The organism is Luteibacter sp. E-22, from assembly GCF_049913125.1.
GTDB lineage: Bacteria > Pseudomonadota > Gammaproteobacteria > Xanthomonadales > Rhodanobacteraceae > Luteibacter.
The window spans coordinates 2,500,239-2,522,530 of record NZ_CP183975.1 but is presented as its reverse complement, the minus strand read 5'-3'; the positions used below and the strand labels follow the sequence as shown (position 1 = coordinate 2,522,530).

The following is a 22,292-nucleotide window of genomic DNA, read 5'->3' as shown; positions in this document are numbered from 1 at the left end:
CGATTCCAATCCAGGATAGCCGCCATGGCACAAACGGGACGACCGCTCTCACCGCATCTCCAGGTCTACAAGTGGCAAGTGCAGATGGTTTCGTCCATCCTGCATCGTGTCACCGGCATCCTCAATGCCGTCGGTAGCCTCATCATCGTCTGGGGGCTCGCCTCCATCGCCGCCGGCCCGGAAGCCTTCGGAACCTTTACCAGCGTGGCCGGCAGTCCGTTCGGAACGGTCGTCATGGTCGGTTGGACGCTGAACTTCTTCTACCACTTGTGCAATGGCATCCGTCATCTCGTGCAGGACACCGGCGCCGGCTATGCGATCGAATCGTTCGTTCGCTCAAGCTGGCTTTCCATCGTCGGCGCGATCGTGCTGACCGCCCTGGTCTGGGGTTACGTACTGCTGGGAGCCCAGGCATGAACAAGGACCTGCGCAACCCGCTCGCCCGCGCCCGCGGCCTCGGATCGGCAAAGGAAGGCGTCAGCCACTGGATGCTCCAGCGCGTCACCGCGCTCGGCCTGATCTTCCTCACGCTCTGGTTCGTCTTCACCGTGGTGAGCCTGGCGCACGCCGATTTCGGTACGGCCCGTGCCACGCTGGCGAAACCCTGGAACGCGGTGCTGCTCATCGCGCTCATCATCACGATGTTCCGGCACGCCGTCCTCGGCCTGCAGGTCGTGATCGAAGACTACGTCCATACCCGCTGGCTCGAAGTGGCCTCGCTGGTCGTCATCAAGTTCATCGCCGTACTCGCCACGCTCACGGGCGTACTGGCCGTGTTGCGCGTCGCGCTCGGAAGCTGATCGATGGAATCCTACAAGGTTCAACAACACAAGTATGACGTGATCGTGGTCGGCGCCGGTGGCGCTGGCTTGCGCGCCACCTTCGGTCTCGCCGAGAAGGGTCTCAAGGCCGCCTGCATCACGAAGGTCTTCCCGACCCGTTCGCACACGGTGGCGGCGCAGGGCGGCATCTCGGCCGCGCTCGGCAACATGGGCGAGGACGACTGGCGCTTTCATTTCTACGACACGATCAAGGGTTCCGACTGGCTCGGCGACCAGGACGCGATCGAGTACATGTGCCGTGAGGCCATCCCGGCCATCATCGAGCTCGAACATTACGGCGTGCCGTTCTCGCGTACCGAGGAAGGCAAGATCTACCAGCGTCCGTTCGGCGGCATGACCACGCACTACGGCCAGGGCACCGCGCAGCGCACCTGCGCCGCGGCGGATCGCACCGGCCACGCCATCCTGCACACGCTGTACCAGCAGGCGCTCGCGCACGACGCCACGTTCTTCATCGAGTACTTCGCCATCGACCTCGTCTTCGAGGATGGCAAGTGCGTGGGCGTGCTCGCGCTCGACATGAACGAGGGCACGTTGCACCTGTTCCGTGGTCACGCGGTGGTGATGGCGACCGGTGGTTACGGCCGCGCCTACTTCAGCGCCACCTCGGCGCATACCTGCACGGGCGACGGCGGCGGCATGGTGCTGCGCGCCGGCCTGCCGCTGCAGGACATGGAGTTCGTGCAGTTCCATCCGACCGGCATCTACGGCGCCGGCTGCCTGATCACCGAAGGCGTCCGTGGCGAAGGTGGCTATCTCACCAACTCCGAGGGCGAGCGCTTCATGGAGCGCTACGCGCCGAACGCGAAGGATCTCGCCTCGCGCGACGTCGTCAGCCGCGCGATGACCATCGAGATCCGCGAAGGCCGTGGCGTGGGCCCGAACAAGGACCACATCCACCTCAACCTGATGCACCTGGGTCCCGAGGTCATCGGCGAGCGCTTGCCGGGCATCGCCGAGTCCGCGCGCATCTTCGCGGGCGTCGACGTCACCAAGGAGCCGATCCCGGTCCTGCCGACCGTCCACTACAACATGGGCGGCATCCCGACCAACTATCACGGCGAAGTGGTCACCAAGCGCGACGACGATCCGGATTCGATCGTTCCGGGCCTGTTCGCGATCGGCGAAGCCGCTTGCGTATCGGTGCACGGCGCCAACCGCCTGGGCTCGAACTCGCTGCTCGACCTGGTGGTATTCGGCCGCGCCGTCGCCCATCGTTGCGCCGAGCTGATCAAGCCGGACACGCCGCACAAGGATCTCCCGGCCAATGCGCTGGACAAGGTTCTGGGCCGCTTCGACTCGCTGCGTCACGCCAATGGCGGTACGCCGACCGCGCAGATCCGCGCCGAGATGCAGAAGACCATGCAGTCCGACGCCGCGGTGTTCCGTACGGGCGAGACCCTGAGGGAAGGCAAGGCGAAGATCTCCTCGGTCTACGACTCGTTCAAGGACGTCAAGGTCAGCGATCGCTCGATGGTCTGGAATTCCGACCTCATCGAGACGCTGGAATTGTCCAACCTGCTCGCGCAGGCGGTGGCCACCATGCATTCGGCGGAACAGCGTCCGGAAAGCCGTGGCGCCCATGCACGCGAGGACTTCCCCGATCGCGACGACCACGACTGGCAGAAGCACACGCTGGTGTGGATCGACGAGGCCGGCCAGTCCAGCTTCGACTTCCGCCCGGTGCACATGTACACCCTGACGGACGATGTCGAAGTCGTGCCGCCGAAAAAGCGCGTTTACTGATACCGGACCGGAGAGGCAATCGTGGCAGAGTTCACGCTACCCAAGAATTCCAAGATCCAGGCCGGCAAGCATTTCCCGGCGAAGGGCGCGAAGAACGTGCGCACCTTCAAGGTCTATCGCTGGACGCCGGATGACGGCCAGAACCCGCGCACCGACACGTACGAAGTCGATCTCGACGCGTGTGGCCCGATGGTTCTCGACGCCCTGCTGAAGATCAAGAACGAAATCGACTCGACGCTCTCGCTGCGCCGCTCGTGCCGCGAAGGCATCTGCGGGTCGTGCGCGATGAATATCGACGGCACCAACACGCTGGCATGCACCAAGGCCATCGAGGATTGCGGTAGTGGCACGGTCAACATCTACCCGTTGCCGCACATGCCGGTGGTGAAGGACCTCGTTCCCGATCTCACCCATTTCTACGCGCAGTTCGCCTCGATCAAGCCGTGGATGCGCACGCAGAGCCCGGCGCCTGCCGACAAGGAGCGCCTGCAGTCGCCGGAAGATCGCAAGAAGCTCGACGGTCTCTACGAGTGCATCCTCTGTGCCTGTTGCTCGACCTCGTGCCCGAGCTACTGGTGGAACGGCGACCGTTACCTCGGTCCGGCGATCCTCCTGCAGGCCTACCGCTGGATCGTCGACAGCCGCGACGAGGACACCGGTGCCCGCCTGGATGACCTGGAAGATCCGTTCAAGCTCTACCGTTGCCACACGATCATGAACTGCGCGCGCACCTGTCCGAAGGGTCTCAACCCGGCGAAGGCGATCGCGGAGATCAAGAAGCTGATCGTGCAGCGTCGCTCGGCCTGACCCCGGCCTGATGGAGCTCCGCTCGATGGAAGCTCCCACCAGGGTGGGTTCGCGCCCACAGTGATTTCGGTGATCGGTATGGAAGAAGCCCGCCTCAAACGCTTGCGCTGGCGTACCCGCCGGGGTACGCGTGAACTCGATCGACTGTTCGGTGGATGGCTCGACGAGCGCTTCGCCGACGCGGACGAAGCCACGCGGCTGGCATTCGACGAACTGCTGGACGTGCAGGATCCCGATCTCTGGGATTGGGTGATGGGCCATGCCCGCGCTCCCCGCGACGACTGGCAGGCGATCATCGATGACATCCGCTCCAGGTACCGGCTTTGACATACGGCCGTCGGCCACGTTGAGCCGTTTCGGGGCGGGCATCGTGGCGCTGGCCACGATGGCCCCCTTGTTCACCGGATTGCCCCGGACGATCGCCTGGATGGCCGCCGCCGCCATCGCATGGCACGGATGCTGGCGAATCATGTCGTTCCGGCGATCGGCCATCGTCTCCTTGCGCTGGACCCTCGACGATGCCTGGTCGGTGCGCGTGCGCGGTGGCGGCGAGCGGCCAGCGGACCTGAAAGACGCACGGATATTCGGCACGTCGGTTTTCCTGCACCTTCGCTGGCGCGATGGCGAAGGGCGGGTGGCCTTGCTTCCCGACAACGCGCCGGCCGACGATCTGCGCCTCCTGCGGGCCCGTCTTTCTACCCGGCAAGCCCCCTGAAACCCAAAGCCTCGCTGTCTGGACGCGAGGCCCTGGCTTGCCCCGACCGTCCGCATCGGGCACTCTGCCGCGCGGTGCATGCCTTTCGTGGCGGCCCACTCACCAAAGGCTGTTGTCGACCGGTATGTTCAGACCCCTCGAGCTCTTCATTGGTTTGCGCTACACCCGCGCGAAGCGCCGCAACCAGTTCATTTCCTTCATTTCCACGGTCTCGATCGTCTGCATCGCGATCAGCGTGACCGCGCTCATCACCGTGATGTCGGTGATGAACGGCTTCGACAGCGAATTGCGCAACCGCATCCTCGGCGCCGTGTCCCATGTGACCGTGTCCGGCATCGATGAAACCGTGCAGGATTGGCAGAGGGCGGTGAAGACCGCCGAAGCCACCAAGCACGTGCGCGGCGCCGCGCCTTACGTGGAGATCCAGGCCTTCCTGCAGGCCAAGCGGCCCAGTGGCGCCATCATCCGCGGCATCCTGCCGTCGATGGAGCCGAACGTCTCCGACATCGACAAGCACATGGTCGAAGGCAAGATGAGCGATCTCACCGATCGCGGCTGGAAGATCATCGTGGGCCGCGAGCTGGCCCTCGCGCTGGGCGTCAGCGTGGGCGACAAGGTCACCGTCGTGGTACCCCAGTTCACGGCCACGCCCATGGGCGCCGTGCCGAAGCTGCGCAGCTTCACGGTCAGCGGCATCTTCGAACTGGGCATGCAGGAATACGACGCGAACCTCGCGCTGATCGACATCCAGGACGCGCAGCGCCTCAACGGACTCGATGGCCCGACGGGCATCCGGCTCAAGCTCGACGACATGCGTGCCGCCTTCCCGGTGGCGCAGGACCTGGTCAACAAGCTCGGCCAGTCGTACCGGGTCGAGACATGGATGGATACCCACGCCAACTTCTTCCGCGCGATCGACATGGAAAAGACGGTGATGTTCGTCATCCTTTCACTGATCATCCTCGTCGCCGTGATCAACCTCATTTCCATGCTGATGATGCTGGTGACGGACAAGCAGGCCGACATCGCCATCCTGCGCACGCTGGGTTCGACGCCGCGCAGCATCATGGGCATGTTCATGGTGCAGGGCTTGCTGGTGGGTATCGTGGGCATCGGGCTCGGCGTGCTGCTCGGCTCCTTGCTCTCGTTCAACCTTCCCGGGCTGGTGAAATGGATCGAGCACGTGACCGGGCAGACCTTCCTCTCGCCAGACGTCTATTACATCAGCGAGTTGCCCAGCCAGTTGCTCTGGTCCGACGTGGGCTGGGTGGTGCTGGTGACCTTCGCCTTCTCGCTGCTGGCCACCTTGTATCCGGCGTGGCGCGCCTCGCGCACGCAGCCCGCCCAGGCACTCCGTTATGAATAAGCCGAACGACGACATCGTGCTGCGCGCCATCGGCGTCGCCAAGGTCTACGAGGAGGGCGACCTGCGCACGGGCGTCCTGTCCAACGTGAACTTCGCCCTGCGCCGCGGCGAGACCATGTCCATCGTGGGTGCGTCGGGGTCGGGAAAGTCGACCCTGCTGCACATCATCGGTGGCCTGGACACGTTGAGCGCGGGCAAGGTCGAGGTGAACGGCCGCGTCCTCTCCGAACTCTCGGATGCCGAGCGTGGCCGCGAGCGCAATCGCTCGCTGGGCTTCATCTACCAGTTCCATCACCTCCTGCCCGAGTTCACGGCGCTGGAAAACGTATGCATGCCGCTGTTGATCCGCGGCGTCTCGATCGGGCAGGCGCAGAAAGAGGCCACCGCGCTACTCGAACGCGTGGGACTCGGGGCGCGTCTGCGCCACCGCCCCGCCGAGATGTCGGGCGGCGAGCGCCAGCGTTGCGCGGTCGCGCGCGCGCTGGTCACCCGCCCGGCCTGCGTGCTCGGCGACGAACCCACCGGCAACCTCGACGAAGCCAACGCGGCCCATGTCTATGAGTTGATGATCGAGCTCAACCGGGAGATCGGCACCAGCTTCGTGCTGGTCACGCACGATTCGCGCCTGGCAGGTCGCATGGACCGCACGCTAGAGCTGCACTCGGGCGAGTTACACGAGCGCTAGATCGACCTGCCCACCACGCGCTCGGCGGCCGAGCGGCCCGCACTGTCGGCCATGGCCACGACGGCGTAGTTGTGACCCCCGTCGGACCAGTAGTTCGCCAGCAGGCCGCTGTCTTCGCGGCTGCCACGCGGTAGCAGGTGCCGCGCCGGGCCGGGCGGGCGCACGTAGAAACTCACCGTGTGGCCGTTTCCATCGTCGTAGAGCACCATCGCCGCCGGTCCCTGGTCGGTGGCGAAGAGCCGCCCTCCCATGGGACGGAAGCCCGCATCGGCGAGGTCCGGCAGGCGCACGTTCGAGCCCACGCGACCGGAAAGCCACGCCCGCAAGTCGCCTTCGTTCCCGGTGGTGATGTCCATGCCTACGCCGTGGTCGAGCGCGAGAAGGCGATAGGCCTGCATGGCGTCGGCCATGGGGGCGTTTCCCGTGCCCATGCCGCGCGCGGCCCAGCCGCCCAGGCCGCCCACGATCAGGCAAAGCAGCAGGCTCGCGGCGGTGGCCCAGCGGACCGCATGGCGGTGCCGCGCCCGGGCACGGATCTCGGCAGGGTCCAACGGGGCTGGAGTCTCCGAAAGGTCGCCAGCGAGCAGGGCTCGCAGCTGCTGGGCGTCCTGCCGCCAGCCCTGGACCTCGTCGGCCTCGTCGGGGTGCCGGGCGAGGTAGCGCTCGACCTCGCCGCGACGCGGTCCGTCCAGGTGCCCGTCCACGTAGGCGTGAATATCGTGTTCGCTCGGAGGTGTGGTGTTCATTTCAAGAGCCGCAGGGAAGGGGGCCGTACCTCGCCTTCGCCCAGCCGGCGCAAGGTGCGGCGGGCGCGGGAGAGACGGGACATCACCGTGCCGATGGGGACCTGCAGGATGTCGGCGACCTCCTGGTAACTCATGCCCTCGACGGTGATCCAGATCAGGAGGCTGCGTTGTTCCGCCGGCAGCCCGGCGAATGCGGCCAGGGTGGAATGGGCCGTGGCGACGCGTTCGGCGGAGGGCCAGCTGGCTTCCTCGTGCGCCAGCGAACCGAGCAGCCTGGCATAGCGGCCGGCGCGGCGCTTGCCGTCGAGGAAGAGCCGGTACAAGATCGAAAACAGCCAGGCGCGCAGACTCTGGTCGTCGCGCCGGGTGTGCCATCGGGTCAATGCCCGTTCGATCGTGGACTGGACCAGGTCGTCCGCCGCGCTCGAATCGCGGGCGAGCCACAGCGCGAAGCGCCGCAGGCGCGGCAGCATCGTGCGCAGGGCTTCGTCGATTCCTGGATCGGACATGCGGGTCCCGTACCGGGGGGGATGGTTGGACGTGGGACGTCCACTGGAACGAATTATTCCCTCGTCGGGAATAAAAGACCCTGACGTACGTCCCACCCTGCAATGCCACCCCGAATACCCCACCGGTCGGAGAGATGACAATGCAAGAACCCGAGACGCGGCACCCCCCGGCACATGCCGCCTGGCGATGGGCACTGATTGGACTGGTCGTGGCCGGCTTCGCCGCCGCCTTCGGTTATGTCGGTGGATGGCTGGCGCCAGGGCGCCTGACCCCGAAGCGGGTCATCGATGCGATACAGGCCAATGGCGGTGAGTACCCCGGCTACCGTCGCAACCACGCCAAGGGGATCTGCGTGACCGGCCGTTTCGAGTCGAGCGGCGCACTGGCCGCGTATTCCACGGCGCCCTTGTTCGCCTCCGGCGACACCCCCGTCGTAGGCCGTCTCGCGATTCCGGGCGGGAATCCCTATGCAGCCGACAGTTCCATTCCCATTCGCAGCTTCGCCTTGCGATTCGATCTTGCGGACGGGGAGCAATGGCGCACCGGCATGAACGCCATGCCGGTCTTCCCCGTGTCCACGGCCCAGGCCTTCTACGACCTGCAGGTGGCGACGCATCCCGATCCCGCCACGGGCAAGCCGGACCCGGCCAAACCGAAGGCGTTCTTCGCCGCGCATCCGGAGACGGCGGCCTTCCTTGCCTGGATAAAGACGGCGAAGCCCTCGGCCAGCTATGTGACCGAGACGTACGAAAGCATCAACGCGTTTTATCTGCGCGACGCGGCGGGACAGCGCCACGCCGTGCGCTGGAAGGTCGTTCCCGAACAACCGCCGGCTGGCGACGGCGGCCCTGCCGCGGGCGATCCGGATTACCTGGCCGCGGACCTCGCGAAGCGGCTTGGCGAAGGCCCGTTGCGCTGGCACCTGCGCATGGTGTTCGCCGCCGATGGCGATCCGGTCGACGACGCCACGAAGGTGTGGCCGGACAACCGGCAAACCGTGGATGCCGGCACCATCGTGATCGATCACATGGAGGCGCAGGCCGACGGCCCATGCCGCGACGTCAATTACGATCCCACCATCCTGCCGCGCGGCATCGAGGTATCGAACGATCCCCTGCTCGTGGCGCGGTCCGCGGCATACGCGGATTCGTACCTCAGGCGCACCAGCGAAGAAGGTCATCTGCCCGGGACGGCCAGCCCGAAGGAGAACCACCCATGAGCCGCGCAGACACCTTCCATCCTTTCGCCCGCGTACTGCACTGGCTGATGGCACTGGCGATCCTTTCCATGCTGTTCGTCGGCGCGGGCATGGTGACCTCGGTCGAAGCCAGGCACGCGTGGCTGTTGGCGATACACAAGCCGCTGGGCATCACCATCTTCGTGCTTGCGTTGATCCGTCTCGGCTTCCGCCTGACCCACCCCGCACCCCCACTTCCCGCGGATATGCCCGAATGGCAGAAACTGGCGGCGCACGCTTCGCACTGGCTGCTGTACGGGCTGATGATCGCGATGCCGCTGATCGGCTGGGGCATGTTGTCGGCGGGAAATTATCCGGTGACCCTGGGCGCCGGCTTGCGCCTGCCACCGATCCTGCCCTCCGACGCCGCGCTCTTCGCCTGGCTGCGCGAAGCGCATCGTTATCTCGCCTGGCTGTTCTTCCTGACCTTCCTCGCGCACATTGGCGCGGCGTTGATGCACGGGTTGATCCGTCGTGACGGAGTGCTCCAGTCGATGACCGGGGGGAAGCGATCCGCCTGACCGTCTCGACGAACCTCGCCATGCGGCACAATGGCCCGATGCGCCATGTGCTTGCCGCCACGCTGATACTGCTCACCGGATGCCGCTCGCTGGGGTATTACGCCCATGTGACGCACGGGCAGGTCGCGCTGCTTGCCGAGCGCCGCTCCATCGACAAGGTGGTGGCCGACCCGAAGACGCCGGATACCACGCGTCGTCGCCTCACGCTCGCGCGTGAGGCGCGCCGCTTCGCTTCGTCCATGCTGGACCTTCCGGACAATCGCAGCTACACGTATTACGTGCAGCTGGATCGTCCGTGGGTGGCATGGAACGTGTTCGCGACGCCCGAGCTATCGGTTTCCGCCGTGACGCATTGTTTCCCTGTCGCGGGCTGTGTCGCCTATCGGGGCTACTTCCGCAAGGACCTGGCCGAACGCGAGGCGGCGCACGAGAAAACCCTGGGCCACGATGTGGCCATCGGCGAAGTACCCGCCTATTCCACGCTCGGCTGGTTCGCCGACCCGATCCTCAGCAGCATGTTGCGTTGGGACGACGACGAACTGGCCGGCACCATCTTCCACGAACTGGCCCATCAGAAGATCTACGTGAAGAACGATTCCTCGTTCAACGAATCGTTCGCCACCTTCGTGGAGCGTGAAGGCCTGCGCGAGTGGCGTGGCGCGAGGAAGCAGCCGGCGCCGGACGAGAAGGGCGACGTGCTGGAGCGTTCGTTCACGACGCAGGTGCTCGCCTTGCGCGATCGTCTCGCGGCGATCTATGCGCAGCCATGGACGGACCAGGCGAAGCGGGTAGCCAAGGCGGAGGAATTCGAGGACTTCCGCGGACGTTATCTCGCCTGGCGCGACGACGAGGCGGGTGGCGACCACCGTTACGACCGCTGGATGGGGCGGCCGCTGAACAATGCGACCCTGTTGCCGTTCGGTCTCTACGACACATGGGTGGGGTCGTTCGCGGCGTTGTTCGCGGAGGCGGGCGGGGATTGGCCGACGTTCTTCGCGCGGGTGAAGGGCCTGGCGAGGCTGACTCCGGTGGAGCGGACGGGCGAACTGGAGAGGTTGAGGGGCGGGATTCGCCGCTGAAGCGGCTCCCACAGGGGGCCTGGAGAGCAGCTCCTCGGAACGACTCCGGCGTTCACCAGGGGAAACACAGTGTCCGAAGGTGGACGTCCAGACGGCCAGTCGGCGGTGTAAGGTGGCCGCTCGTGTGAACAGGTGCCATCCATGTCGCTTATATCTTCCTGGTTACGTATCCGCTTCTGGAAGCGGGTGGCGGCGGGCTTCGTGCTCGGTGCGTTCGCCGGCTGGCTTCTGGGGCCGGCGGCTGCGACATGGTTCGGCCCGCTGGGCGATCTCTACGTCACCCTGATCAAGATGATCGCGGTGCCGCTGATATTCTTCGCGGTACTGCACAGCGTATCGAGCCTGCATGGCGTGAAGGATGTCGCCGCGCTGGGCGGGCGCACGTTCGCCTGGTTCGCCGCGACGGCGACGCTCGCCGTGCTGGTGGGATTGCTCGTGGCGCACGTCACACAGCCTGGCCTGGGCGTGGAAGGACTCACCACGCCGGCGGGCTGGAAACCGAAGGTCGTGCCGGAGCCGGTCAAGGTCTTGTTGGATATCGTTCCGGCCAATCCGTTCCGTGCTCTCAGCGAGGGCAAGATCCTGCAGGTGATTTTCTTCGCGGGACTGCTTGGCCTGGCGCTGGTGAAGATCGGCGAGAAGTCGGCGCGCTTGCGTACGCTGGTCACCGAAGCCAACGATGGCATGATCCAGGTCACGCGGTTCGTGCTCGAAGTGACGCCGCTGGGCACCTTCGGCCTCATCGCCGCACTGGTGGGTGCGTACGGCTTCGAAAAACTGTTGCCGCTGGCCACCTTCGTCGGCGCGCTTTATCTTGCCTGCGCGCTGCAGATCATGGTGGTGTACGGCGGCCTGTTGCTCACGCACGGCCTCAATCCGCTCAAGTTTTTCCGTGCCGCGTTCCCAGCCATGCAGGTGGCCTTCACCTCGTCGTCGAGCTTCGCGGCGATGCCGATCGCGCTGCGCAGCGTGGTGAGCAACATGGGCGTGAAGGAAGAGTACGCGGCATTCGCGGTGCCGCTGGGCGCGAGCATCAAGATGGACGGCTGTGGCGCGATCTATCCGGCCATCTCCGCCGTGTTCATCGCGCAGTATTTCCACCTCGACCTGCAGCCGGCGCAGTACATGGTGATCCTGCTGGCCTCCGTGCTCGGTTCGTTCGGGACGGCCGGCGTACCCGGCACCGCCACGGTGATGGTCACGCTCGTGCTCAGTTCCGCGGGCTTGCCGTTGGAAGGCATCGGCTACCTCGTCGCGATCGACCGCATCCTCGACATGATGCGCACGATGACCAATGTCACCGGCCAGATGGTGGTGCCGGTGCTGGTCGCGCGCGAGCGGGGGATTCTCGACCTGGAGGTCTACAACCGGGCTTCCAGTGAACTGGTGGTCGAGGGGGAGCGGGGCTGAGGGGCCGATATCGCCGCTGAAGCGGCTCCCACAGGAAACCTCCCGCACAAGCCGCTAGCCGCTAGCTTGTGTGGGAGCCGCTTCAGCGGCGATGGCTCAGGGCGAGACCTTCCGCCCCGCCATATGCTTCAGATAAGCCAGCAGGTCGTCCAGGTCCGCATCCGACAACACCTTCGGATCGAACCCCGGCATCTTCGCCTGCGGCCAGCGGCGCAGGTTCTGCGGATTTCGCACCAGCGTGCGCAGCATGTCCGCGCGAAGGTATTCGGTCGGACTGTGCGGGATGTTGAGATCCGGCCCCAGCTTCGCGTCGCCCTGTCCATTGAGCGTGTGACAGCTGAGGCAGTTGCGTTGAAAGACCGCGAAGCCACGCCGTGCCGGCGCATTGGCGGGTAGCCCGGGGGCCGGCTGCATCGCCGGGAAACGTGCCGCGGGATCGGCCAGTACCTTGATCGACGCCACCTGGTAAGGCCACTGTTCGGGTCCCACGTGACCCGCCTCGGGACGCAACCAGACGAGGTAGAAGGGCCCCGCGCTGGGCTTTCCCTCGCCGAGCTTCGGCCATGGCTTGTCTGCCGGCTCGACGGCCAGCCACGCCTCGGCACCGCCGGTGCCCAGGACGAGCGAGGCGGGTATCTCGGCGGTGAACCCGTCCAGCGCCACGAATTGCAGGTGGTCGCCGTTCGAGACTCCTTCGAGCAAGGCTTTCAACGGTACCGCGCGATAACGCATGGCGGCGTGGTACGAGACATCCCCGGCGACCTGGATGTCCCGGGTATCCGGCCGCGCAAGCAGTTGTTCCGTGCTCAGCCGGCGCGACCCGGCTCCGGTGTCGACGGTGAGCGTGGCGGCGAGCGCGAGATGGGCGTAAACGAGGAAGATCAGGCCGATGACGAGGCGCACACGGAATCCTTGAGGCGTTTGGCGAGAGGGCAAGGTGTCGCGGTACCCTCGGATTATCGCTCCCGCGACCCCATGTCGCGCATTCGACCCGTTCACGGATTTTCCCATGGCCGAGACCAGCGTTCCCGACTTCTTCCAGCGTTTCCCCATGCAACGCATCGTCGATGTGGAGCTGGATGAAGACCTCGCGACCGATGACAACCGCATCGCCATCCTGTTCCTGTGGGGGCGCGATTGCCCCAACTGCGACATCGCGAAACGGCAGATCCTGCTCACGCCCGAGCGGTTCGCCTGGCCGGAGGTACGCTGGTTGCACGATAACGTCTATGACGATCCGACCATGGGCACCCGTTTCGGACTGCACGGCATCCCGGCCTTCTTCCTTTTCCATCGTGGCAGGAAGCTCGGCCGCATCACCTCGTGGCCCGGCACCCAGCCGTTCGTGGATGCGGTGAACCGCCAGATCGCCGCCACCGGTGCCAGCGCATGATCATCCGGTCGCTGCTCGATACCGACCTCTACAAGTTCACCATGATGCAGGTGGTGCTGCACCAGTACCCGGCCGCGCAGGTGGAACACCGCTTCCGTTGCCGCACGCCCGGCGTCGACCTGGCTCCGCTCGTCGGGCGCATCCGGGAGGAACTGCATGGATTGTGTTCATTGCGCTTCACCGAGGAAGAACTGGCCTATCTGGGCGGCCTGCGTTTCATCGACAGCGACTTCGTGGATTTCCTCGGCCTGTTCCAGCTCAACGCGAAATACGTCACCGTCGAACCCTCGGCGAAGGGGAACGGTGAGATCGAGATCGTGATCGCCGGGCCATGGTTGCACACCATCATGTTCGAGGTGCCGCTGCTCGCCATCGTCAACGAGTTGTACTATCAGGCCACTTACCCCGGCCTGGAACTCGACGAGGGCAGGGCAAGGCTGCGATCGAAGATCGAACTGTTGCGCGACACCCGCGGCTACGAAAGTGCCCGTATCGCCGACTATGGTACGCGCAGGCGCTTCTCACAGGCGTGGCACGAGGAAATGCTGGGGATCATGAAGCGCGACCTCGGTGCGCAACTGGCGGGCACGAGCAATGTCTGGCTGGCCATGCGGCTGGGGCTGGTCCCGATCGGGAGCATGGCGCACGAGTACCTCCAGGCTTTCCAGTCGCTGGGACCGCGCCTGCGCGATTCGCAGACGGCGGCACTGGAGGCGTGGGCGCGCGAGTATCGAGGTGATCTGGGCATCGCGTTGTCGGACGTCTATGGCCTCGATGCCTTCCTGCGCGATTTCGACATGTATTTCTGCAAGCTCTTCGACGGCGCGCGCCACGATTCAGGCGATCCCATCGTGTGGGGAGACCGCGTGCTGGCGCACTACGAGGCGAACCGTGTCGACCCGCGGACGAAGACGCTGGTGTTCAGCGACAGCCTGGATATCCCGCGCGTGATGGAACTCCACCGGCACTTCGCGGGGCGCTGCCTGTTGTCGTTCGGCGTGGGCACCAACCTCACCAACGACGTGGGCCCGGCGCCGATCAACATCGTGATCAAGATGACGCGTTGCAACGGTCAGCCGGTGGCCAAGCTCTCCGATTCACCGGGCAAGAGCATGGGAACCGAAGACCCGGACTACATCGCATATCTGCGCCGGGTCTTCGAAATGCCGGCTCAGAATGCCGGCAACACCGCTCCGCCGTAGTTCTTCTCGATGAAGGCCTTCACTTCGGGCGAGGTCAGCGCTTTGGCCAGCTTCTGCACGCGCGGATCGTCCTTGTTGTCCTGCCGCGAGACGAGGAAGTTCACGTACGGTGAATCCTTGTCCTCGATCAGCAAGGCGTCCTTCACCGGGTTGAGCTTCGCCGCGAGTGCGTAGTTGGTGTTGATGAGGGCCAGGTCCACTTCGCCCAGCACGCGCGGCAACATCGCCGCCTCCAGCTCGCGGAACTTGAGGTTTTTCGGGTTGGTGGCGATGTCCTTGAGCGTTGCCAGTCGGTCGCCCGGGTTCTTCAGCGTGATCAGGCCATGCTTCGCCAGCAGCAACAACGCCCGGCTGTTGTTGCTGGGATCGTTGGGAATGACGACGTCGGCGCCATCGGGAAGCTGGTCGATCGAGGTGTACTTGCGCGAATAGGCGCCGAACGGCTCGATATGCACCCCCACGACCTTGACCAGGTTCGTGCCGCGCTCGCGGTTGAAGGCATCGAGGTAGGGCTCGGTCTGGAAGAAGTTCACATCGAGCTGTTTCTGCGCGACCTGCATGTTCGGCTGCACGTAGTCGGTGAACACGCGGATCTCGAGGTTCACTCCCTCGCGGGCCAGCAGGGGCTTGATCTCCTTGAGGATCTCGGCGTGCGGCACGGGCGTGGCCGCGACGGTCAGCGTGGCCTCGCCGGAACCTGCCTCCTTGTCGGCGCCATTGCCGCCCGAACAACCCGCGACCATGAGCGTGAGGGCGGCGGCGAGCGGGAGCAGGTACTTCTTCATGGGAGGCGTCCATCGCGAATGTTGCGGTGCGACAGCATAGACGTCCATACCGCCGGATGCAAAGCCGGCCCCATGCGGTCAGCGCCGGCTGTAGCGGCTCACCAGGCGATCGCCGAGCGACTGCAGGACCTGTACCAGCACCACGAGCAGTGCGACGGTGACGAGCATGTAATCGGGCTTGTAGCCGTTGTAGCCGTACTGGTAGGCGAGGGCGCCGAGGCCGCCGGCCCCGACGATGCCGCCCATCGCCGTATAGCCGACCAGGGCCACGGCGGTGACGGTGGTGCTGGCGACCAGGCCGGCACGGGCCTCCGGTAGCAGCACCCGGGTGACGATCTGCGCCGTGGTCGCGCCCATGGCCTGGCTCGCCTCGATGACCCCGCGATCCACTTCGCGCAGCGCCGTTTCCACCAGTCGCGCGAAGAAGGGCGCCGCGCCGATCACCAGCGGAACGATCGCGCCGCGGATGCCGATGCTCACGCCCGTGATCGCCTGTGTGACGGGGATCAGCAGGATCATGAGGATGATGAAGGGAATCGACCGCAGCACGTTCACCACGAGCGAAAGGACGGCATAGAGCTTCGGCCTGGCGTGCAACTGGCCCTTGGCGGTGAGGAACAGCCATACACCCAGCGGCAAGCCGAGCACGATGGTGAACAGCAGCGAGCCGCCGAGCATCAGCAGGGTATCGATGCATGCCTGCCCGATCTCGGGCCAGTCGATGTTGGGAAACAGGGCCTGCATGGGGCTCATCGCGCTACCTCCTCGATGTCGACGCCCGCGTCGCGAATCTGCACGAGCGCATCGTCCAGGCGCTCGCCATGCATGGCGAGCGTCAGCTGGCCGTAGGGCACGTCCTTGATCCGGTCGACACGGCCGGAAAGGAGGTTGTATTCCACGCCGGTATCGCGGACCACGCGCGAGAGCAGCGGCGAGTACGTGGCCTCGCCGCGGAAGGAAAGCCGGAACAGCCGTCCCGGCACGCCGGGAAATTCCGCGCCGCGTCCCTCGCGATGATCCGCCTCGGCCACGAAGCGACGCGTCGTGGGATGTTGCGGATGCAGGAACACGTCGGTCACCGGTCCGAGTTCGACGACGTTGCCGCCATCGAGCACGGCGACCCGGTCGCAGACGCGACGGATCACGTCCATCTCGTGCGTGATGAGTACGATGGTCAGTCCGAGCCGGCGGTTGATGTCGGCGAGCAGTTCCAGCACCGATGCCGTGGTCTGCGGGTCCAGGGCGCTCGTGGCCTCGTCGCAAAGCAGGATCGATGGACGGCTCGCCAGCGCACGCGCGATGCCCACGCGCTGCTTCTGTCCGCCGGACAGCTGCGCCGGGTATTTCCGTGCATGCGCGGTCAACCCGACGAGGTCCAGCAGTTCATCCACGCGCGCGACGATCGACGCATCGTCCACGCCGCCCTGGAGACGCAGCGGGAAGGCGACGTTGTCGGCCACCGTGCGTGAGGAAAGCAGGTTGAAGTGCTGGAAGATCATGCCGATGCCCGAACGTAGCTTGCGCAGCTCGGCACCCTGGGCATCGGTGACGTCACGGCCGTCGATGAACACCTTTCCCGCGGTGGGCCGCTCCAGCAGGTTGACCAGCCGGAGCAGGGTGGATTTGCCGGCACCGGAATGGCCGATGATGCCGAACACCTCGCCCGCTTCGATGGTGAGGTCCACGGGTTGCAGGGCGGGCACGAGCGCTCCGTCCACACGGTAGGACTTGGACGCGGCGACGAAACGGATCACGGGCCTTGGCTCTCCAGCCGGAAAGACGTCCATGGTATCCGAACCAGGGGCAAGGGCGCCGCGTGGGGCGTAGACTGCGCGTATCCACCACCGAAGGCAACGCGCATGGCCAGCATCTACGATTTCTCCGCCGTCGATATCGATGGCAACGAGCGCTCGCTCGCCGAATTTCGCGGCAAGGCGTTGCTGGTGGTCAACGTGGCGTCGAAGTGCGGATTCACGCCGCAGTACAAGGGGCTGGAAGAGCTGCAGAAGGCCTGGCACGAGCGCGGCTTCGAGGTGCTCGGGTTTCCTTGCGACCAGTTCGGCCACCAGGAGCCGGGCAACGAAGCGGAGATCCGCGACTTCTGCTCGCTGACCTACGACGTGAGCTTTCCCATGTTCTCGAAGGTCGAGGTCAACGGCGACCGCGCGCATCCGCTGTATCGCTGGCTGAAGGCGGAGAAGAAGGGCGTCCTGGGTACCGAGGGCATCAAGTGGAACTTCACCAAGTTCCTGGTCGACCGCGACGGGCAGGTGGTGGAACGTTACGCGCCGACCGACACGCCGGAGAAAATCGGCAAGGATCTGCCGAAGGTGCTTGGCTGAGGGTGGCCATCGCCGCTGAAGCGGCTCCCACAAAATGCGCGGTTCCCGCAGTGATGCCGGTTGCACGAGCTTCCCGCTTGCATGGGTTCCTGGGTAAACCCGCTGTCCTTGTGGGAGCCGCTTCAGCGGCGATGCTCTACAACCGCCCCGTCACCTCGGCCAGCATCACCGCGATCGCGTCCACATCGGCAGAGGCCGAAGGCAACGGCTCCGCGCTCTTCGCTGGCGGCCGGTAATTGTTCAGCAGGACCGCGAACGCCAGCCGTTGGCCACTCCTGGTGGTGACGTAACCGGCCAGCGCGTTCACGAAGCTCATGCTGCCCGTCTTCGCCACCACGTTGCCTTCGGCGGCCGTACCGCGCATGCGGCTGGCAAGCGTGCCGTCGATACCCGCCACCGGAAGCAGTCCACGCCAGACCCCGGCGAGCGGCGAGGCGTCCATCAATGCGAGCAGCCGGGTCAACGACGCGGCCGTTGTCAGGTCGTGTCGTGACAGACCGGTGCCTTCGTCCAGCGTCGTCGACGATGGACCGATACCGCGTGCCGCCAGCCATGCCGCGAGGGCGATGGCTGCGCTGTCCTCGGCGCGCGCGTCTTCGGCGCCCGATGACTCCAGGCCGGAAAGAAGGAAGACGCTTTGCAGATAGAGGTTCTGCGAGCGCTTCAGGCCGATGCGGAGGATGTCCGCAAGCACGGGCGAAGGGAACGAGGCGACGGTCGGGCCGACGGGTGCCGGCACGGGCCATTGCACACTGCGCGCTTCGCCATCCACGCGCAGTCCCTGCCGCTCCAGCGCGGCTTGCAGGCGCCGGGCGGCGGTGAGTGCGGGGTCCGGGATCGACAGGCGCGAACGGCTCGGCGCTCCACTTCCAGCCACGTCGCCGAGCACGTGCAGCGTCGCCGTTCCCGGTGCGCGATAGAGGTCGAGGCCCTTCGCCGGTTGCATGGCGATCGTGATGGCCGCGTCCTCGGGGGTTACGTCGATGCCCTTCGTCGACACGCTGGCGGTCATCGTGTTTTCGTCGATGTCGAGTCCGCCGGCCTGCGCGCCGTAATACGCCTGCAGGTCGCCCGCCTCCCAGCCTTTGCCGATGGACGGGCCGCGAAATACCGTGTCGTCGCCGACGATGCCACCGTCGATGCGCTGGACGCCCTGTTCGCGAAGGGCCACGGCAAGGGTATCGGCCCAGGCGTTGCCGGCCAGCGTCGGGTCGCCGCGGCCGCGCAGGACGAGCGGGCCGTGCAGCCGGCCACGTCGCAGTTCGCCGGCGGCGATCACATCGGTATGGGTGCGGTAGTCCACGCCGAGGCGGTCGAGGGCGAAGGCGGCGGTATAGAGCTTGGCGGTGGATGCGGGCAGGAGCAGGCGGCCGTCGTCATGGGCGTAGACCGTGCGGCCGTCATCCAGCGAGACCACCGAGATACCCCACGATGCGGCCGCGAAGCGGGGTTCGGCCAGGTGCCGGTCGATGCGCTGGGCTAGGGTTTCGGCTTGTGCGACGGTGGTCAGCGATAGCAGGAGGGCGGTGAGGCAGGCGCGACCGAACCCAGTCGCCACGATCACCCCAGCCAAGACGGCTGGCCCTTGTCGAGGAAGGCCGAGAGTCCATCCTGTCCCTCCGCCGAAACGCGAAGACGGGCGATCAGCGCCGCGTTGGCCGCGTCGGTCGTCTCCATGGCCTTGGGCTCCATCCCCGCCATGCCCAAGGCAAGGCGCTTCGCTTCCCGCTGTGCGATGGGGCCGCCCTTGGCCAGGATGTCCAGGACACGTTCGACCGCTGCGTCAAGTTCCTCGCCATGGACCACTTCGTGGAGCAGGTCCATCGACAGGGCGGCCGCCGTATCGAACACCTCGCCGGTGACGAAGAGCCGGCGTGCCTGGCGCAGGCCGATGGCGGCGATGACGTAGGGCGAGATCACCGCCGGCACGAGGCCGAGCTTCACCTCGGAAAGAGCGAATTTCGCGCCATGCGCTCCGATGGCGATATCGCAGCAGGCGATCAATCCCACGCCGCCGCCGAATGCCGCCCCGTTCACCCGTGCGATCGTCGGTTTCGACAGGAACTGGAGGCGGCGCATCAGCTTGGCGAGGCGTAGCGAATCCTCGCGGTTATCGGCTTCGGAGGCTTGGGCCATGCCGCGCATCCAGCGCAGGTCGGCGCCCGCGGAGAAACTGGCGCCGGCACCGGTCAACACCACCGCGCGCACGGTGTCGTCGGCCTCCACGGCCTCGATGGCCGCGGTGAGTTCCGCGATCAGGCCGTCGTCGAAGGCGTTGTGCACCTCCGGGCGGTTCATGACCAGATGGGCGATGCTGCCCTGGCGGACCAGTTCGACGGCTGACATGGCGGAACTCCTGTTTCGAGCCGCCGATCATAACGGCGCGACGGGCTGAAAGGCGGGCGGCACTTTTCCGGTCCAGTATCCAATGCACCCCTGGGCAGGCCGCCGATCCATAAGTTCTTGCGTTGGATGCAGCCCTCCCGGCAAAGGCATATAATGCGAACAGTTCTTATTTGAGTAAGCCCAGTGCGCCTCTCAGACGCGCCGAAAGGTGCCCAAGCCGTGGTCCAGTCCGTCACCGATGCCCATCCGTCCGACCCGATCGCGCAGCGCCTGCGCGATCTCGGCTTCGTCGCCGGCGAACCGGTCCGCCTGGTGGCGCGTGGCCCGCTCGGCGGCGATCCGCTGTTGATCCAGATCGGCTCGACGCGTTTCGCCTTGCGCAAGACGGAAGCCGCGCGGGTGGAAGTCTTCGTGGGCGGTGCGGCATGAGCGTCACGGCCATGCGTATCGCGCTGGTGGGCAACCCGAACTGCGGCAAGACGGCGCTGTTCAACCAGCTCACCGGCGGCCGGCAGAAGGTCGCCAACTACGCGGGCGTCACCGTCGAGCGCAAGGAAGGACGTTTCGTCGCGCCGTCGGGGCGTACGCTGCACATCCTCGACCTGCCGGGCGCGTACAGCTTCGATGCCACGAGCCCCGACGAGGCGATCACCCGCGACGTCTGCTACGGGCGCTATCCGGGCGAGGCCGCACCCGACCTCATCGTCTGTGTGGCCGATGCCACCAACCTGCGCCTGCACCTGCGCTTCGTGCTCGAAGTGCGCCGCCTGGGCCGTCCGGTGGTGCTCGCGCTCAACATGATGGACGCGGCTCGCCGGCGCGGCATCGCGATCGACGTCGAGGGCTTGTCGCGCCGTCTCGGCGTTCCGGTGGTCGAGACGATCGCCGTGAAGCGCGGCGGCGCGAAGGCGCTGATGGAGCGTATCGACGCCAGCGTGCCCGAGGTGGCGCCGGCTCCGATCGACGAGGCCGACGTCGAACAACTGCACGCGGAAGTGCGATCCATCCTTGCCGATACGGTGAAGTTGCCACGCGACACGGTGGCCCTCGACGACGCCATCGACCGCTGGGCTCTGCATCCGGTATTCGGCCTGGCGATCCTCGCCACGCTGATGTTCTTCATCTTCCAGGCCGTGTTCTCGTGGGCGCAGCCGGTAATGGACGGGATCGAGGCGGGCATCGCCGCGCTGGGCAACTGGGTCACCGGGTTCCTTCCCGCGGACAGCGCATTGCACAGCCTGCTCAACGATGGCGTGTTCGCGGGCCTGGGCGCGGTGCTCGTGTTCCTGCCGCAGATCCTGATCCTGTTCCTGTTCATCCTCGTGCTCGAGGAATCCGGTTACCTGCCGCGCGCGGCCTTCCTGCTAGACAAGATGATGTTCCGCGTCGGCCTGACGGGCAGGGCGTTCATTCCGCTGCTGTCGAGCTTCGCCTGCGCCATTCCCGGCATCATGGCCACGCGCAGCATCCAGGACCCGCGCGATCGCCTGACGACGATCCTCGTCGCGCCGCTGATGACATGTTCCGCGCGCTTGCCGGTCTACACGTTGCTGATAGCGGCATTCATCCCGAACCACGCAGTGTGGGGCGTCTTCAACCTGCAGGGCATCGTGCTTTTCACGCTGTATTTCGCGGGCATCTTCAGCGCGCTCGCCGTTGCCTTCGTGATCAAGCGCATGCGCAAGGACAAGAGCGAACACGCGCTGATCATGGAGCTTCCGTCGTACCGCCTGCCCAACGTGCGCGACATCGGCCTCGGCCTGTGGGAGCGCGCCATGATCTTCCTCAAGCGCGTGGGCGGCATCATCCTGGCGCTCACCGTGCTGTTGTGGTTCCTGTCGAGCTTCCCGGGGCCGCCGCCGGGGGCGACCCAGCCCGCGATCGACTACAGCATCGCGGGACGCCTCGGCCGCATGCTCGAGTACGTGTTCTCGCCGATCGGGTTCAACTGGCAGATCTGCGTCGCGCTGGTGCCCGGCCTGGCCGCGCGCGAGGTGGCCGTTGCCGCGCTCGGCACCGTCTATGCGATGTCGGGCAGCGACGATGCCGTGGCCTCGCAACTCGGCCCGGTCATCGCCCACCAGTGGTCGCTGGCCACCGCGCTTTCGCTGCTGGCCTGGTACGTGTTCGCGCCGCAGTGCATGTCCACGCTGGCGGTGATCCGCCGTGAAACCAATTCCTGGCGCAACGTCGCCGTGGCGGCCGGTTACCTGTTCGGACTCGCCTACCTGGCGTCGCTGGCCACCTATCAGATCGCGAGGGCGTTCACATGAGCACGTTCGAACTGGTCCAGGGCGCGATCATCGTGCTGGTCGTCGCGATAAGTGCGTACGTGGCTTTCCGCAAGCTGTTGCCGAAAACCTCGACGCGCATCATGGCGCGCGTGTCGGCCAGCCTGAACCGGCCGGGACGCGCGGGTGTCGTCCGCTCGCTTGGCCGTCGCCTGCAACCCGCGGCAGCCACGGGCAGTTGCGGCGATGGCTGCGGTTCGTGCGGAAGCTGTGGGCCGGTGGCGCCGAAGACCGAGGCCCAACCGCTGCATTTCAAGCCGCGGAACTGA

Annotated in this window: 26 protein-coding genes; 18 read left to right on the top strand and 8 right to left on the bottom strand. The window is 66.0% G+C overall.

Annotated elements, in window-relative coordinates; translation table 11 throughout:
• Nucleotides 1–24 precede the first annotated feature (24 nt).
• The 8 genes from sdhC (at nucleotide 25) to lolD (ending at nucleotide 6,161) form a co-directional block, all read left to right on the top strand.
• Entirely contained in the window at nucleotides 25–417 is a 393-nt protein-coding gene (gene sdhC, locus ACN9M2_RS11255; RefSeq protein ID WP_306846493.1) for a succinate dehydrogenase, cytochrome b556 subunit, read from the top strand.
• Entirely contained in the window at nucleotides 414–800 is a 387-nt protein-coding gene (gene sdhD, locus ACN9M2_RS11250; protein ID WP_426284834.1) for a succinate dehydrogenase, hydrophobic membrane anchor protein, read from the top strand. The genes sdhC and sdhD overlap by 4 nt, the downstream gene beginning before the upstream one ends.
• A 3-nt stretch (nucleotides 801–803) precedes the next feature.
• Nucleotides 804–2,588, top strand: a complete 1,785-nt coding sequence (gene sdhA, locus ACN9M2_RS11245) for a succinate dehydrogenase flavoprotein subunit (RefSeq protein ID WP_426284833.1) — start codon at nucleotides 804–806, stop codon at nucleotides 2,586–2,588.
• Nucleotides 2,589–2,609: 21 nt separating this feature from the next.
• Nucleotides 2,610–3,395, top strand: a complete 786-nt coding sequence (locus ACN9M2_RS11240) for a succinate dehydrogenase iron-sulfur subunit (protein WP_371024084.1) — start codon at nucleotides 2,610–2,612, stop codon at nucleotides 3,393–3,395.
• Between the two features lie 78 nt (nucleotides 3,396–3,473).
• Nucleotides 3,474–3,722, top strand: a complete 249-nt coding sequence (locus ACN9M2_RS11235; RefSeq protein WP_426284832.1) for a succinate dehydrogenase assembly factor 2 — start codon at nucleotides 3,474–3,476, stop codon at nucleotides 3,720–3,722.
• Nucleotides 3,694–4,110 (top strand): hypothetical protein, encoded by a 417-nt coding sequence (locus ACN9M2_RS11230; RefSeq protein ID WP_426284831.1) that lies wholly within the window; start codon nucleotides 3,694–3,696, stop codon nucleotides 4,108–4,110. Before ACN9M2_RS11235 ends, ACN9M2_RS11230 begins: the two co-directional genes overlap by 29 nt.
• A gap of 124 nt (nucleotides 4,111–4,234) precedes the next feature.
• Nucleotides 4,235–5,476, top strand: coding sequence for a lipoprotein-releasing ABC transporter permease subunit (locus ACN9M2_RS11225; protein ID WP_426284830.1), 1,242 nt, complete (start codon nucleotides 4,235–4,237; stop codon nucleotides 5,474–5,476).
• Entirely contained in the window at nucleotides 5,469–6,161 is a 693-nt protein-coding gene (gene lolD / locus ACN9M2_RS11220; protein WP_426284829.1) for a lipoprotein-releasing ABC transporter ATP-binding protein LolD, read from the top strand. The genes ACN9M2_RS11225 and lolD overlap by 8 nt, the downstream gene beginning before the upstream one ends.
• Here the strand turns inward: lolD and ACN9M2_RS11215 are convergent.
• Together ACN9M2_RS11215 and ACN9M2_RS11210 are read right to left on the bottom strand one after the other, a co-directional pair.
• Nucleotides 6,158–6,907: an anti-sigma factor family protein gene (locus tag ACN9M2_RS11215; protein ID WP_426284828.1), complete on the bottom strand. Its 750-nt coding sequence runs from the start codon at nucleotides 6,905–6,907 to the stop codon at nucleotides 6,158–6,160. The genes lolD and ACN9M2_RS11215 overlap by 4 nt on opposite strands.
• Complete coding sequence (locus tag ACN9M2_RS11210) at nucleotides 6,904–7,416, bottom strand: sigma-70 family RNA polymerase sigma factor (RefSeq protein ID WP_426284827.1); 513 nt, start codon at nucleotides 7,414–7,416, stop codon at nucleotides 6,904–6,906. Before ACN9M2_RS11210 ends, ACN9M2_RS11215 begins: the two co-directional genes overlap by 4 nt.
• 134 nt (nucleotides 7,417–7,550) lie before the next feature.
• On the opposite strand from ACN9M2_RS11210, the gene ACN9M2_RS11205 reads away from it, so the two are divergent.
• From ACN9M2_RS11205 to ACN9M2_RS11190, 4 genes are all read left to right on the top strand, one after another.
• Nucleotides 7,551–8,636 carry a catalase family peroxidase gene (locus tag ACN9M2_RS11205; protein ID WP_426284825.1) on the top strand — a complete coding sequence of 362 codons (1,086 nt, stop codon included), beginning with the start codon at nucleotides 7,551–7,553 and terminating at the stop codon, nucleotides 8,634–8,636.
• Nucleotides 8,633–9,175 carry a cytochrome b gene (locus tag ACN9M2_RS11200; RefSeq protein ID WP_426284824.1) on the top strand — a complete coding sequence of 181 codons (543 nt, stop codon included), beginning with the start codon at nucleotides 8,633–8,635 and terminating at the stop codon, nucleotides 9,173–9,175. The genes ACN9M2_RS11205 and ACN9M2_RS11200 overlap by 4 nt, the downstream gene beginning before the upstream one ends.
• A 20-nt stretch (nucleotides 9,176–9,195) precedes the next feature.
• Entirely contained in the window at nucleotides 9,196–10,254 is a 1,059-nt protein-coding gene (locus ACN9M2_RS11195; protein ID WP_426284823.1) for an aminopeptidase, read from the top strand.
• Nucleotides 10,255–10,395: 141 nt separating this feature from the next.
• A complete protein-coding gene (locus ACN9M2_RS11190) occupies nucleotides 10,396–11,664 on the top strand; it encodes a dicarboxylate/amino acid:cation symporter (RefSeq protein WP_426284822.1) in 1,269 nt (422 codons plus the stop codon).
• 96 nt (nucleotides 11,665–11,760) lie between these two features.
• On the opposite strand, the gene ACN9M2_RS11185 is transcribed toward ACN9M2_RS11190, so the two are convergent.
• Nucleotides 11,761–12,567 (bottom strand): c-type cytochrome, encoded by an 807-nt coding sequence (locus ACN9M2_RS11185; RefSeq protein ID WP_426284821.1) that lies wholly within the window; start codon nucleotides 12,565–12,567, stop codon nucleotides 11,761–11,763.
• 106 nt (nucleotides 12,568–12,673) lie between these two features.
• Here ACN9M2_RS11185 and ACN9M2_RS11180 point away from each other — a divergent pair, with 106 nt between their 5' ends.
• Together ACN9M2_RS11180 and pncB are read left to right on the top strand one after the other, a co-directional pair.
• Complete coding sequence (locus ACN9M2_RS11180; RefSeq protein ID WP_426284820.1) at nucleotides 12,674–13,057, top strand: thioredoxin family protein; 384 nt, start codon at nucleotides 12,674–12,676, stop codon at nucleotides 13,055–13,057.
• Nucleotides 13,054–14,259, top strand: coding sequence for a nicotinate phosphoribosyltransferase (pncB, locus tag ACN9M2_RS11175; RefSeq protein WP_426284819.1), 1,206 nt, complete (start codon nucleotides 13,054–13,056; stop codon nucleotides 14,257–14,259). Before ACN9M2_RS11180 ends, pncB begins: the two co-directional genes overlap by 4 nt.
• On the opposite strand, the gene ACN9M2_RS11170 is transcribed toward pncB, so the two are convergent.
• The 3 genes from ACN9M2_RS11170 to ACN9M2_RS11160 form a co-directional block, all read right to left on the bottom strand.
• On the bottom strand, nucleotides 14,229–15,044 hold the full coding sequence (locus ACN9M2_RS11170; protein ID WP_426284818.1) for a MetQ/NlpA family ABC transporter substrate-binding protein: 816 nt from the start codon (nucleotides 15,042–15,044) through the stop codon (nucleotides 14,229–14,231). The genes pncB and ACN9M2_RS11170 overlap by 31 nt on opposite strands.
• A gap of 78 nt (nucleotides 15,045–15,122) precedes the next feature.
• Nucleotides 15,123–15,797, bottom strand: a complete 675-nt coding sequence (locus ACN9M2_RS11165) for a methionine ABC transporter permease (RefSeq protein ID WP_306846525.1) — start codon at nucleotides 15,795–15,797, stop codon at nucleotides 15,123–15,125.
• Nucleotides 15,794–16,798, bottom strand: a complete 1,005-nt coding sequence (locus ACN9M2_RS11160) for a methionine ABC transporter ATP-binding protein (RefSeq protein ID WP_426284817.1) — start codon at nucleotides 16,796–16,798, stop codon at nucleotides 15,794–15,796. Before ACN9M2_RS11160 ends, ACN9M2_RS11165 begins: the two co-directional genes overlap by 4 nt.
• Before the next feature lie 105 nt (nucleotides 16,799–16,903).
• Between ACN9M2_RS11160 and ACN9M2_RS11155 the strand changes: the two genes are divergently transcribed.
• Complete coding sequence (locus tag ACN9M2_RS11155; protein ID WP_426284815.1) at nucleotides 16,904–17,386, top strand: glutathione peroxidase; 483 nt, start codon at nucleotides 16,904–16,906, stop codon at nucleotides 17,384–17,386.
• Nucleotides 17,387–17,522: 136 nt separating this feature from the next.
• On the opposite strand, the gene dacB is transcribed toward ACN9M2_RS11155, so the two are convergent.
• Together dacB and ACN9M2_RS11145 are read right to left on the bottom strand one after the other, a co-directional pair.
• On the bottom strand, nucleotides 17,523–18,944 hold the full coding sequence (gene dacB, locus ACN9M2_RS11150) for a D-alanyl-D-alanine carboxypeptidase/D-alanyl-D-alanine endopeptidase (protein ID WP_426284814.1): 1,422 nt from the start codon (nucleotides 18,942–18,944) through the stop codon (nucleotides 17,523–17,525).
• A gap of 2 nt (nucleotides 18,945–18,946) precedes the next feature.
• Complete coding sequence (locus ACN9M2_RS11145; RefSeq protein WP_426284813.1) at nucleotides 18,947–19,732, bottom strand: enoyl-CoA hydratase-related protein; 786 nt, start codon at nucleotides 19,730–19,732, stop codon at nucleotides 18,947–18,949.
• Between the two features lie 183 nt (nucleotides 19,733–19,915).
• Here ACN9M2_RS11145 and ACN9M2_RS11140 point away from each other — a divergent pair, with 183 nt between their 5' ends.
• From ACN9M2_RS11140 to ACN9M2_RS11130, 3 genes are read left to right on the top strand one after another with little or no spacing between them, the layout of a single operon-like run.
• Complete coding sequence (locus ACN9M2_RS11140; protein ID WP_306846533.1) at nucleotides 19,916–20,161, top strand: FeoA family protein; 246 nt, start codon at nucleotides 19,916–19,918, stop codon at nucleotides 20,159–20,161.
• Nucleotides 20,158–22,005, top strand: coding sequence for a ferrous iron transport protein B (gene feoB, locus ACN9M2_RS11135; RefSeq protein WP_426284812.1), 1,848 nt, complete (start codon nucleotides 20,158–20,160; stop codon nucleotides 22,003–22,005). The genes ACN9M2_RS11140 and feoB overlap by 4 nt, the downstream gene beginning before the upstream one ends.
• A complete protein-coding gene (locus ACN9M2_RS11130) occupies nucleotides 22,002–22,292 on the top strand; it encodes a DUF6587 family protein (protein WP_426284811.1) in 291 nt (96 codons plus the stop codon). The genes feoB and ACN9M2_RS11130 overlap by 4 nt, the downstream gene beginning before the upstream one ends.